Source organism: Colwellia psychrerythraea, assembly GCF_000764225.1.
GTDB lineage: Bacteria > Pseudomonadota > Gammaproteobacteria > Enterobacterales > Alteromonadaceae > Colwellia > Colwellia psychrerythraea_D.
The window spans coordinates 1-13,141 of the sequence record NZ_JQED01000017.1 but is presented as its reverse complement, the minus strand read 5'-3'; the positions used below and the strand labels follow the sequence as shown (position 1 = coordinate 13,141).

13 protein-coding genes are annotated in these 13,141 nt (G+C 39.1%); 4 read left to right on the top strand and 9 right to left on the bottom strand.

What is annotated here, in order from left to right; translation table 11 throughout:
• Positions 1–233: 233 nt before the first annotated feature.
• The 4 genes from ND2E_RS12605 to ND2E_RS12620 all read left to right on the top strand — a co-directional run bounded on the left by ND2E_RS12605 (position 234) and on the right by ND2E_RS12620 (position 4,302).
• Positions 234–2,414 carry a TonB-dependent receptor gene (locus ND2E_RS12605; protein ID WP_033093540.1) on the top strand — a complete coding sequence of 727 codons (2,181 nt, stop codon included), beginning with the start codon at positions 234–236 and terminating at the stop codon, positions 2,412–2,414.
• A 52-nt stretch (positions 2,415–2,466) separates the two neighbouring features.
• Positions 2,467–2,733, top strand: coding sequence for a hypothetical protein (locus ND2E_RS12610; RefSeq protein WP_033093539.1), 267 nt, complete (start codon positions 2,467–2,469; stop codon positions 2,731–2,733).
• Positions 2,733–3,383 (top strand): nicotinamide riboside transporter PnuC, encoded by a 651-nt coding sequence (gene pnuC / locus ND2E_RS12615; RefSeq protein WP_033093538.1) that lies wholly within the window; start codon positions 2,733–2,735, stop codon positions 3,381–3,383. The genes ND2E_RS12610 and pnuC overlap by 1 nt, the downstream gene beginning before the upstream one ends.
• A gap of 94 nt (positions 3,384–3,477) precedes the next feature.
• Complete coding sequence (locus tag ND2E_RS12620) at positions 3,478–4,302, top strand: phosphotransferase (protein ID WP_190277822.1); 825 nt, start codon at positions 3,478–3,480, stop codon at positions 4,300–4,302.
• Between the two features lie 146 nt (positions 4,303–4,448).
• Here ND2E_RS12620 and ND2E_RS12625 read toward each other — a convergent pair whose 3' ends face one another.
• The 9 genes from ND2E_RS12625 to ND2E_RS12665 all read right to left on the bottom strand — a co-directional run bounded on the left by ND2E_RS12625 (position 4,449) and on the right by ND2E_RS12665 (position 11,530).
• Entirely contained in the window at positions 4,449–4,871 is a 423-nt protein-coding gene (locus tag ND2E_RS12625) for a F0F1 ATP synthase subunit epsilon (RefSeq protein WP_033093536.1), read from the bottom strand.
• 59 nt (positions 4,872–4,930) lie between these two features.
• Positions 4,931–6,316 (bottom strand): F0F1 ATP synthase subunit beta, encoded by a 1,386-nt coding sequence (gene atpD, locus ND2E_RS12630; RefSeq protein WP_033093535.1) that lies wholly within the window; start codon positions 6,314–6,316, stop codon positions 4,931–4,933.
• Between the two features lie 99 nt (positions 6,317–6,415).
• Entirely contained in the window at positions 6,416–7,279 is an 864-nt protein-coding gene (atpG, locus tag ND2E_RS12635) for a F0F1 ATP synthase subunit gamma (RefSeq protein WP_033093534.1), read from the bottom strand.
• Between the two features lie 37 nt (positions 7,280–7,316).
• Positions 7,317–8,858: a F0F1 ATP synthase subunit alpha gene (gene atpA / locus ND2E_RS12640; protein WP_033093533.1), complete on the bottom strand. Its 1,542-nt coding sequence runs from the start codon at positions 8,856–8,858 to the stop codon at positions 7,317–7,319.
• 15 nt (positions 8,859–8,873) lie between these two features.
• The gene (atpH, locus tag ND2E_RS12645; RefSeq protein ID WP_033093532.1) at positions 8,874–9,407 is read right to left on the bottom strand and encodes a F0F1 ATP synthase subunit delta; all 534 of its coding nucleotides are present in this window, start codon (positions 9,405–9,407) and stop codon (positions 8,874–8,876) included.
• Positions 9,408–9,419: 12 nt separating this feature from the next.
• Entirely contained in the window at positions 9,420–9,890 is a 471-nt protein-coding gene (gene atpF / locus ND2E_RS12650; RefSeq protein ID WP_033093531.1) for a F0F1 ATP synthase subunit B, read from the bottom strand.
• 43 nt (positions 9,891–9,933) lie between these two features.
• On the bottom strand, positions 9,934–10,161 hold the full coding sequence (atpE, locus tag ND2E_RS12655; RefSeq protein WP_033093530.1) for a F0F1 ATP synthase subunit C: 228 nt from the start codon (positions 10,159–10,161) through the stop codon (positions 9,934–9,936).
• 210 nt (positions 10,162–10,371) lie between these two features.
• Positions 10,372–11,157 carry a F0F1 ATP synthase subunit A gene (atpB, locus tag ND2E_RS12660; RefSeq protein ID WP_033093529.1) on the bottom strand — a complete coding sequence of 262 codons (786 nt, stop codon included), beginning with the start codon at positions 11,155–11,157 and terminating at the stop codon, positions 10,372–10,374.
• 49 nt (positions 11,158–11,206) lie between these two features.
• Positions 11,207–11,530 (bottom strand): ATP synthase subunit I, encoded by a 324-nt coding sequence (locus tag ND2E_RS12665; protein ID WP_033093528.1) that lies wholly within the window; start codon positions 11,528–11,530, stop codon positions 11,207–11,209.
• Positions 11,531–13,141 lie beyond the last annotated feature (1,611 nt).

Sequence of the window (13,141 nt, the reverse complement as noted above, 5' to 3'; positions counted from 1 at the left end):
TAATAAAAAGATTATAGTGAAATTATTTGCTAGAATGGCGGCGAACCAAGGGGTGCGCTGTCATTTAATCTTTTTTAACTGATTAGTCGCTGAGAAATATACTCTTTGAACCTGGGCAGAAAATTAATTTTCATAATTTTTTGGCATAGGGATGGTTATAGATAAATCTTCAAATTCATCGAAATTATCCTCCTTGCACACGCTCTTACTTTTTATTTTTTTGATGAGACTTTATGACTTTCTCCAAATCTACTATTTGTATAGCTATCACTGCATGTCTATTTAACGTTGCTACTTCAGCAGAAGAGCAAACGAGTAACGACACTAACAACATAGACAACCTTGAGACCATTACTGTCACCAGTGATTTTCGACAACAGAACTTACAAAGTACTCCAGCTTCATTGTCAGTGTTAACCGATATTGAAATCAAACAACGTAATGCAAAACACCTTGAGGAATTAGTTGCGGTTAGCCCTAATGTTAACTTTGCTAGCGGCTCACAACGTGCAAGATATTACCAAATTCGTGGTATTGGTGAGCGTAGCCAATTTCAAGAGCCAATCAATCCGTCTGTTGGCGTAATTATTGACGATGTCGATTTTACTGGTATTGGTAGCGTTGCTTCGCTTTTTGATGTTCAACAAGCAGAAATTTTTCGTGGCCCTCAAGGTACTCGTTTTGGTGTCAATGCCATTGCCGGCATGTTGAATATCACCACCAATGAGCCAACTGAAGATTTTGAAGGTGCATTGCAATTAGGCGTTGGCAATTACGGTAGCTACGACCTAGGCGTTGCCTTATCAGGCTCAGCTAGTGACACAGTAAACTACCGCTTTGCCGTGAACCAACTAACGAGTGATGGCTTTATAGATAATGTTCATTTACCGCGTGATGATACGAATAACCGTGACGAGTTAACTATCCGTGGTAAATTAGCAATTGAGGCCAGCAAGGATCTAACAATTGACCTTGCAGGTTTTTATTTCGATTTTGATAATGGCTATGATGCTTTCTCATTAGATAACACCAGAGAAACCTACTCGGACCAACCAGGCTTTGACCAACAAGAAACTGCCGCTTTCTCTGCTAAATTTACGTATCAAGGCTTTGACAGTGCCACAGTGTTAGCCATTATTAGTAATGCCGATTCTGACTTAGCTTATGGTTATGATGAAGACTGGGCGTATGCTGGAATTTCAGATCCAACTATCAACCCCGATATTGATCCTGATTATGCCTACTGGGAATATAACTCTACTGATCATTATTATCGCGAAAAAGAAGTACTTACCGCGGAATTACGCGCAATATCAAATCAGGGTGAAGAAATATTTAACGGCACAACAGCCTGGGTTACGGGTCTTTTCTACAAACAAGATGATGAAGACTTATTACGCCAATATACTTATGCCGATTCTGACTTTACTTCAATTAACAAAAGCACAAGCATTGCTGCTTATGCTCAATTAGATACTCAGTTAAGCGAGCGCTGGTCATTAACTTCTGGTCTACGTATTGAAAATTATAGCGCTGACTACATCAATTCAAACCAATTTAATGATGATATCAGCGACACCATGGTAGGCGGAAAACTAGTACTTGGTTTCCAACAAACAGCTGATAGCTTTTGGTATGGTTCAATCAATCGTGGTTATAAAGCTGGTGGACATAACACTGACGGTACCTTACCAGAAGATTTGCGCAGCTTTGATCCTGAATACTTGACTAACTATGAGGTGGGCTACAAGGTTGCCTTACTCGATAATAGTGCTTTTATCAGAACGGCTGTATTTTATATGGATAGAACTGATATCCAGGTAAAAACGTCAAAAACTATCGAACGTGAGGATAATAGCTCTGAATTCATTAGCTACCTTGGAAATGCTACCTCAGGCAGTAATTATGGTATTGAAATTGAATCGGCTTGGCAGCTGAATGACTCGATTAACCTTTATGGTTCATTGGGTTTGCTTGAGACTAAATTTGATGAGTTTGTTGATGATGATGGCAACTCTTTATCAGGAGCTGAGCAAGCACACGCACCTAGCTACCAATTTAACGTCGGCATAAACTACCAGCCAACTGAAGAGTGGCTATTTAATCTATCTGTTAATGGAAAGGATGAGTACTACTTCTCTGATACTCGCTATTATGAATATCAAGAAGGTGTTTTCAGCCCAATTCCTGAAGCAGATATTAAATCTGAAGCCATTGTTTTACTTAACGCTTCGATTAGCTACTTACAAGATAACTGGCAAATTAAGCTTTGGGGTAGAAACCTTACCGATAAAGAATATGATAACCGTGGTTTTTACTTTGGTAATGACCCGCGTGACGGCTATACCCCGAAGCAATATAGCCAGCTTGCTGAGCCATTAGTGTTTGGTGCTAGCTTCGACTACCAATTTTAATTTATATTTGCTTCAAGGGGAGTAATTCCCCTTTTAGTTAAAGAGGAATCTTATGAAAATATCAATCGAACTGAGCTTATACCCCCTAGCAGAAGAGCAATATAAAACTGAAATTTGGGCGTTTATAAAACGACTTCGAGGTGTAGAAGGTTTACAAGTAATTACCAATGGTATGAGCACGCAAGTATTTGGTGATTATGATCTTGCTGTAAACCATGTCATGGCGGAAATTAAACACGTTCACACAACAACTGGCGCAGCGGTTTTTGTTTGTAAATTTATTAATGGTGATCGTTCACAAGTTGAAGCAGAAAGTTAATGTCAGATATACTACACAGCGTATTAGCATATTTTCAGCAACTCCCCTGGCTAGAGCTCATAGCAATGCTGCTTTCAATAGCCTATGTAATGCTAGCGGCTAAAGGCTCACGATGGTGCTGGCCTGCAGCCTTTATCAGTACCGCCTTATACACAGTTATCTTTTATGATGTTTTATTATTAATGGATAGTGCCTTAAATGCTTATTACTTGTTTATGGCAGTTTATGGCTATTGGCAATGGTCTAAACAAGCGAATAATAATCAAAGTGAAAACGTGCAATTAACCATAGTTACTTGGCAACTTACATGGCATATTAAGGTTTGTTTTGCCTTGGCACTACTTGCTTTCGGCTTAGGTTACCTTATGGATAACTACTCCCCAGCACACTTCCCTTATTTAGACACTTTTACCACGGTTTACGCGGTCTTTGCTACCTATTTAGTGGCCAAAAAAGTCTTAGAGAACTGGCTGTATTGGATCGTAATCGATTTAGCTTCTATCTATTTATATATTGAAAAAGGTCTCATTCCAACGACCATTTTATTTGTTATATTTGTTGTTGTTGCGGGTTACGGTTATCACAAATGGTTAAAACTTTATCAAAAGTCTTCAGTAAACCTACAATCTTCAGCTACGACTAATCCTTGATAATATCATGTCAATTATCTCTACAGACCTTATCACACTAAGCTCTTTATCATGCTTCAAAGAGGTCATAGACATTTCAATGTTAGTTGACGGCATGAGTCATACTTGCTTTAAAGTAACAACAATCTCACAGGTTTACTTTGTTAAGAAATTAAATAGTGAGACAGCTAAGGAAGAGGTTGTTGCTTGCCGATTTGCGAGTCAGCATGGCCTCAGTCCATGCATAATCTATCATGATGATTCTTGGTTAGTGACTGAATTTATCGACAGTATCACAGTAAATAAAGCGGAAATTAGTGCAGATAAATGTATTAAAACCGGCTTAACACTTATGGCTAAATTACATCAGTTATTACCTCAACTGATAATGGAAGATATTCCCTATTTAAATACAGTAAAGTCAGTCCAACGCTTATGCACTACCCCTACTACCTTAACAAGAGTACAACGACGTGTCTTAGCGCTAATCACAGACAGACTGACTTTTATGATAGAGGCTGAACAGAAGTCCTCTGGCGTAGTTAACGTGCTTAGTCATGGCGATATGAATTACAGCAATATTCTTCTCGATAAGGCAAATCAAGCTTGGCTTATTGACTTCGAGTGCAGCCATCTGGCACCAGTAGAATTTGATCTATCCATGTTCATTGCTGTCAATAATATCCCCACTCATCGTATAAATGAAATAGTAGCTAGCTATATGGTTTTAGTGCCAAATTTCCGGCCTAATAAAACGTTATTAACTTACTACCTTCTTTATAGCTTTTTTATTAATGGCTTATGGTATTTAGACAATGCCAAGGATTCTGAAGCTAAAGATCCTATGAAATCACTTGCTATTGAACAGTGGTCTGCTTTCGATAATTTCGCAATAGAGAGTCTTTTAAATCTACCAAAATTGCAGCCTTTATTAATCTAACCTCTTTCTGATATATCCTTTTGTTTTAGGTAACAGACAAAAAAAAGCCACTTTATTAAATAATAAAGTGGCTTTCAAAATCAGTATCTGTGTTCACTTCTTTAGCAGAAGTCACTAAACCTGAGCTATATTTAGTTAACTAAATATTAGCCTTTCTTGCTAGTCGCTTGAATAACACGTAATTGTGCTTCAGCACGAGCTAATTCAGCTGCAACGATTGCATAATCAACATCACCGCCATGAGCGTTCATGTTTTCTTCTGCACGTTTCTTAGCTTCAAGAGCAGCTTGTTCATCCAAATCAGCAGCACGTGTAGCAACATCTGCTAACACGATTACGTTATTTGGTTGAACTTCTAACATTCCACCTGAAAGATAGATAACTTCTTCAGTACCGTCTTCTTTGGTGATTAATGCCATACCAGGTTTTAGTGAGGTCAATAAAGGTGCATGACCAGGCATAATACCTAACTCACCTTCACTACCTGTGATCTGTAATGATTTAATGCTACCAGAAAATAAACTTTCCTCAGCACTAACAACATTTAGATTTACAGTAAATAATGCCATTTGACTCGACCTCTATTAGCGTAAGTATCTAGATTATTATCTAGATACTTACTAGATGATTACATCTTGTTCGCTTTCTCTACGGCTTCTTCAATAGAACCAACCATGTAGAATGCTTGCTCAGGCATATCATCAAATTCACCTGCTAAAATGCCTTTAAAGCCAGCAATGGTGTCTTTCAATGAAACGTATTTACCTGGAGAACCAGTAAATACTTCAGCAACGAAGAACGGTTGAGATAAGTAACGTTGAATCTTACGTGCGCGAGATACAGTTTGCTTATCTTCTTCAGATAACTCATCCATACCTAAGATGGCGATGATATCTTTAAGTTCTTTGTAACGTTGAAGTGTTGATTTAACACTTTGAGCCGTTTCGTAATGCTCTGTACCAACGATTAACGGATCTAATTGACGCGAAGTTGAGTCAAGTGGATCGATAGCCGGGTAGATACCTTGTGAAGCAATATCACGACTTAGTACAACTGTTGCATCTAAGTGAGCAAAGGTAGTTGCAGGGCTAGGGTCAGTTAAATCATCCGCAGGTACGTATACCGCTTGGATTGAAGTGATTGAACCTTTGTTTGTTGAAGTAATACGCTCTTGTAATACACCCATTTCTTCAGCAAGAGTTGGTTGGTAACCAACCGCTGATGGCATACGACCAAGTAGTGCTGATACTTCAGTACCCGCAAGAGTATAACGGTAAATGTTATCTACGAAGAATAATACGTCACGACCTTCGTCACGGAATTTTTCTGCCATAGTCAAACCAGTCATGGCAACACGTAAACGGTTTCCAGGAGGCTCGTTCATTTGACCGTAAACTAACGATACTTTATCAAGTACGTTAGAATCGTTCATTTCGTGATAGAAATCGTTACCTTCACGTGTACGCTCACCAACACCAGCAAATACTGAGTAACCACTGTGCTCGATTGCGATGTTACGGATAAGTTCCATCATGTTTACTGTTTTACCAACACCAGCACCACCGAAAAGACCAACTTTACCACCCTTAGCGAATGGACAAACTAAATCGATTACTTTGATACCAGTTTCTAACAATTCGTTAGACATTGATTGTTCAGCGTAGGCTGGTGCTTCACGGTGAATGGCCCAACGATCTTGCTCGCCGATAGGGCCCGCTTCATCGATTGGCTCACCAAGTACGTTCATGATGCGACCTAAGGTCTCAACACCAACTGGTACTTTGATACCATTACCTGTGTTTTCTACATTCAGACCACGACGCAAACCGTCTGAGGTACCCATTGCGATAGTACGCACAACGCCGCCACCAAGCTGCTGTTGTACTTCAAGTACTAAACCGTTTAGGTCACCTTCGGTTACATTTAATGCGTCATATACCTGAGGTACGGCATCTTGTGGAAATTCAACATCCACAACTGCGCCAATGATTTGGACGACTTTACCTGTACTCATGTTTATTCCTCTTAATTTAAGTTAGCTAAGCCTTGCTTAGCTAACTTTTCGTTAAATTACGAAAATTGTTATCAGATTAATTCTTAGCGAACTATCTGCTTACCCTACCGCAGCTGCACCTGCAACAATTTCACCCAATTCTTGGGTGATTGCCGCTTGACGCGCTTTGTTGTATACCAGTTGAAGATCCTTGATAAGCTCACCCGCATTATCAGTTGCGGCTTTCATCGCAACCATACGTGATGCTTGCTCACAAGCGATGTTTTCAACAACACCTTGGTACACTTGAGATTCAATGTAACGAACTAATAATTGATCTAACAAAGCGTTAGCGTCAGGTTCGTAAATATAATCCCAACGATGACTAATTTCTTCGTCATCTGATTTAGGTAGAGGTAACAATTGATCGATTGTCGCTTCTTGCGTCATGGTATTAACAAATTTGTTATACACAACGTATAGCTTATCAATTTCACCGTCATCATAAGCTTTAAGCATAACTTTAACACTACCAACTAAGTCAGTTAGTGAAGGGCTATCACCTAAGCCTGAAACTTGTGCAGTTACTTTAGCGCCCATATTGTTAAAAAATGATGTGGCTTTTGAGCCAATTACACCAAATTCAACTTCAGCACCTGATGCTTGCTTTTCAGCAGCATCAGCAAGTACTTTCTTAAATAAGTTAATATTTAAGCCACCACACAAACCACGGTCGGTTGAGACGACAATATAGCCAACACGCTTAGCTTCACGTTCTTCCATATAAGGATGACGATATTCTAAGTTACCAAGCGCAATATGACCGATCACATTTCGTATATTTGTCGCATATGGACGAGAGGCAGCCATTGTATCCTGCGCTTTACGCATTTTACTAGCTGCTACCATTTCCATAGCGTTTGTGATCTTTTGAGTGTTTTTAACACTCGAAATCTTGGTTTTTATTTCTTTACCAACGGCCATGACTCTTCTCCGAAAAGGTTACTTAATTAAAACTCGATTACCAAGTTTGAGTAGACTTGAAAGTTTCAAGTGCTTTATTCAAACCAGCTTCGATGTCTTTATTGTAGTCACCGCTTTCGTCGATAGTAGCCATCAACGCAGCTTGCTCATTGCTCATGTATGCATGTAAAGCTTCTTCGAAATCAACAACTTTGTTAATAGCAATGTCGTTTAAGAAACCTTTTTCAGCAGCAAATAACGATACTGCTGTTTCAGCAATTGATAATGGGCTGTATTGCTTCTGCTTCATCAATTCAGTAACACGTTGACCATGCTCTAATTGAGCACGAGTCGCGTCATCTAAATCTGATGCGAACTGAGCAAATGCTGCTAATTCTGCGTATTGAGCTAGTGCTAAACGGATACCACCACCAAGTTTCTTGATGATCTTCGTTTGTGCAGCACCACCAACACGAGATACTGAAATACCGGCGTTAACTGCTGGACGGATGCCAGAGTTAAATAAGTTAGATTCTAAGAAAATCTGACCATCGGTAATTGAGATTACGTTTGTTGGTACGAAAGCAGATACATCACCCGCTTGCGTTTCAATAATTGGTAGAGCAGTTAATGAACCTGTTTGACCTTTAACTTCACCGTTTGTGAATTTTTCAACGTATGCTTCGTTTACACGAGCAGCACGTTCTAATAAACGACTGTGAAGATAGAAAACGTCACCTGGGTATGCTTCACGACCTGGCGGACGACGTAAAAGTAATGAAATTTGACGGTAAGCAACAGCTTGCTTAGACAAATCATCATATACGATTAGTGAGTCTTCACCGCGGTCACGGAAGTATTCACCCATAGAACAACCAGAGTATGGTGCTAGGTATTGTAGTGCAGCAGCTTCAGAAGCTGAGGCAACAACTACGATAGTGTTAGATAACGCGCCGTGCTCTTCTAAGTTACGAACAAGGTTCGCTACTGTAGACGCTTTTTGGCCAATCGCTACGTATACACATTTAATACCGGTGTTCTTTTGGTTAATGATAGCGTCAAGTGCAATCGCTGATTTACCGATTTGACGGTCACCAATGATTAATTCACGCTGGCCACGACCAATTGGAATCATAGAGTCAATAGACTTAATACCAGTTTGAACTGGTTGGTCTACTGATTTACGGTCGATAACACCTGGTGCAACAACTTCTACTGGAGAGAAGCCATCGTTTTCAATTGGGCCTTTGCCATCAATTGGTTCACCTAAAGTGTTTACTACACGGCCTAATAGACCACGACCTACTGGTACTTCTAAAATACGACCAGTACCTTTAACTTTTTGGCCTTCCGCTAAATCAGCGTAAGGGCCCATTACTACCGCACCTACCGAATCACGGTCTAGGTTTAACGCGATAGCAAAACGGCTACCAGGAAGTTCGATCATTTCACCTTGCATTACATCGGCAAGGCCATTGATACGAATAATACCATCTGTTACAGAAACGATAGTACCTTCGTTGCGAGCTTCGCTGACAACGTCAAACTGTTCAATACGATTCTTGATCAGTTCAGCGATTTCAGTGGAATTCAGTTGCATGCTCTGTTCCCTTATCTAAGATTGTAATGTTGTTGCTAAGCGGTTCAATTTACCTTTTACAGAACCGTCAATTACCATGTCACCAGCTTTTATTACTAAGCCAGAAACGATACTCACATCAACAAAACAATTAAGCTTTACTTTACGTGCCAAGCGCTTTTCAAGCGCGGCGCTTAATGTTGTTTTTTGCTCTGCAGTTACTTCAACAGCAGAGGTTACATCCACAGTGACTTCTTGTTCAAATTCAGCTTTTAACTCGATGAATTGTTCAAGAACTTGTGGTAGCACCAACAAACGTTCGTTTTTTGCCATTACTTTTAAAAAGTTTTGGCCTTGACTGTCTACTTGCTCACCACAAACATTTAAAAATAATGTTTGTGCTTGCTCTACTGAAGCCCCACCAGAGATGTAACCAATAATGGTTTCATCTTGAGCAACTTCAGCAGCAAAGGCTAACTGGGCTAACCAGTTATCCATTGCTTTAGCTTCAACAGCAAAGTCGAACGCTGCTTTAGCGTAAGGACGAGCGACAGTTGTCAATTCAGACATAGCTCTTTCCTCTTAAAGTTCAGCGACGAGTTTATCTAAGATGTCGCTATGTGCTGCGGCATCAATTGAACGCTCAAGAATTTTCTCGGCACCGGCAACAGCAAGAACGGCAACTTGTGCACGTAGTTCTTCTTTAGCTCGGTTACGTTCAGTTTCAATTTCTGCGTGACCTGCAGCTAAGATACGATCTTTCTCAGCTTGTGCTTTACCAGCAGCTTCTTCAACAATTTTAGCTTCATGTTTTTTAGCAGCATCAACAATAGATGCAGCTTGAACTTTAGCTTCTTTAAGTTGTGATTTAGCCTTCTCTTGAGCTAACTCAAGATCTTTAGCAGCACGGTCTGAAGCAGCAAGTCCGTCAGCAATAGTAGCTTGGCGTTCTTCGATGGCACCAATAATTGGTGGCCATACATACTTCATACAGAATATTACAAATACGACAAAAGCGATTAACTGTCCGATTAGGGTCATATTAATGTCCATTGTGCGTACCTCCTATTAAGATTCGTTAGAAAAAAATGGCTTATTAGTGAGTAAGGCCATTAACGAATAATAGGTATAAACCAATAGCAACACCGATCATCGCGATAGCATCGATAAGACCTGCTACGATGAACATTTTAACTTGAAGTTGTGGCGCTAGTTCTGGTTGACGAGCAGCAGATTCTAAGAATTTACCACCTAAAAGACCAAAACCAATAGCGGTACCAAGAGCACCTAAACCAATTAGTAGAGCAACTGCGATAGCAATCATATTTTTCTCCGATTATTTAAAGTTAAGTTTAAAGTTATAAAAAAATTGTTCTGTGGGCTTCTTGCCCTATTCCTTTTGGACTTCCTGTCCTTAGCCCTAAAGAGCTAAATAAATCTGTTCTAATTTGTGTTCTAGAAATTAGTACTTCGGACCTCCTGTCCTTTGCCCTAGTGGGCCAGCCAACGGCTGTTCTAACTTGTTCTAGACAAATTAGTGATCTTCGTGAGCTAAACTAAGGTAAACGATAGTTAACATCATGAAAATGAACGCTTGTAATGGGATTACCAACAAGTGGAACGCTGCCCATAAAAAGTGAACTGGTAATTGGAATAAACCAATTGTTGCGATAAGTAAGAAAATCAACTCACCTGCATATAAGTTACCAAATAAACGTAAAGCAAGAGATAACGGACGCGCAAGCATTGTTACAGTCTCAAGAATAAAGTTTACCGGGTATAAAGACCAATGACCGAAAGGTTGAGTCGTTAATTCTTTCATGAATCCACCCATACCTTTTACTTTGATCGAATAGTAAATGATTAGAATGAACACACCTAAAGCTAAACCAAAAGTAATGTTTGGATCTGCTGTTGGCACTGGTTTCATGTAGATATCACCTAACGGAATACCTGAAACCCAATGAATCAAGTGTGGTAAAAGGTCAACCGGAACCCAATCCATAGAGTTCAATAATAGAACCCAAACAAAGATTGTTAAACTTAAAGGTGCGATTAACGCGTTTTTGCCGTGGAATGTGCTTTTCACACTTTCATCAACAAAACCAACGACCATTTCAACTGCACACTGCAACTTGCCTGGCACGCCAGATGTTGCTTTTTTAGCTACGGAACGAAAGATGGTTAAAAATACCAAACCTAAAAATATTGACCATCCCAATGAATCTAAATGAACGGCCATAAAGCCTTCACCTACTTTCAAGTTGGCAAGATGGTGAACAATATATTCTTGGCTGGTTAACTCAGCGCCTGAAGACATATTAATTTCCCAATGATTAAAGTTTAAAAATAAAAATAATGAATTACCGCTACTGCTTGATAATAAACGGAGTTATTAACGGCAGAGCCATAACTAAACAAAACATGCCAAAAAATGGTAACGGAATTAGCACAACAAACTTAAATGCTAAGGCAAACAGAAACGCCGTTAACGCCATTTTTAATTTCACACCACTAAAGAAAGATTCTACAACTTTCTTCGATGCACTCGCTCCAGCAAACTTGAATGCTTTATAAGCGAAAAGTATATTAGGTATTACCCCTATCACACCGCCTAAAGCAGCTGATTTTGCAGGTTCATAACCCCAAATAAAATAAATAATCAGTGTAGTAAAAGTAACAATAAAAGCCATCAAAGCACTTTGTCGGTAGGCATATTTTCGCCCTAGCTTTGTAAGTTCGTTTCTCATATTTTAATACGTTTTCTTATACGACGTTATTCGTATGACTCACTGATTTTTTAAAGTAAAAACTTTAACTTCAAAAAGTTTGCGCAAGTATACTTAACTTGTCTTATTTTGCAAGATATAAGGGCAATACGCGCACTATTTTTGTGCGAATATTTCATATTCACCAAAGAAATACTGATTTATATAACTATAAATCAAGCTAATCTATATAAGCCGCTTAATTGATTAATAAGACAGTCAAACTTATTTAATATAGCCTAGGCATTCATATAAATTATCTCTCATTAAAAGCCCCCTAGAGGCACTTATACGTGAATGACAAAAATATGCTACCTTCATTCACATTTCTATCAAATTATCATTTCTACAAACTGACTAAACTTATCTCTTTCATAAACCTGACACTCAAGAGTAATTCTCTTATCACTCAAAACAAAAAATGAAATTCAATACAATATCCAAGATCTTTATTGAATAGCCGTTTGCATTTACAAGAAAACTAAAAGCATCTTTCAGTAATAATTACAGTGAATAAATACTGGCTTAATAAACAGCTTTGCTCAGAATTTTTAACAATGAGGACAAAAAAACAGTCCATTATGGGATTAGCTTTTCAGTAGTCTAGAGAAATTGGAAGTATAACAATGCCTCAATCGAACATCAGCTCTGCTGCGACATAAATCACATTTCCTTCAGCACAAGAATATTTTAATCAGGACGTTTTGAAATACCATAAAGAAAAAACTGTCACATAATCGACGAGTTTCTTATCATTTATCCAGAAAAAAAATTTAGCTGTTTCCAACCCTCGCATGGCCACACCTAATACAAATCACGCTTCCAACAGTTCAAGCATGTTTCACTCACTAGACTTTGAAATACTAGAAAACAAAAAAGCATCGTATAATTAAGGGGGCCATATCATTTGACCGGGAATAAAATCTTGTAATATCTGACTCTAACAGCAACTAGTGCGACATAAGTCACACTGGCCATTACGCTTATGCGTTTGACTCATGCAATTTGTTAAATGCTAGAAAGCAAAAAACAAGTCGCGTTAGCGACGAGTTTCTTATTATTTATTAGAGAGTGAAGTTTAACAATGTCATACGCTCACATGGGCTTAACTAACATGAGTCACACTTCCCACGCGTATCAACGCTGCTCTGACATAAAGCGAAAACACCCACACGCTTATTACAGCACTATTACCTTGCGCGATTGAAATCCCGCCTACTGTAGGCGGGAATTTATTCGCGCTTATTCGTTATTGTTTTAAATCCCAGACAGCAAAAAGCCCGACTCTTTCGAATCGGGCTTCTCATTATTTAGTAGAGAGTGAAGTTTAGCAATGCCCTACGCTCACATGGGCATGTCTAATACAAGTCACACTACCCTTCGCGCATCTGCGATTCACTCACAAGGTGTTAGAAAGTCAGAAAGCAAAAAACCCGTAGCGTAAGCTACGGGTTTCTTTAATTAGAAGTTTAGCAATGTCCTACTCTCACATGGGAACTCCCACACTACCATCGGCGCAACTGCGTTTCACTTCTG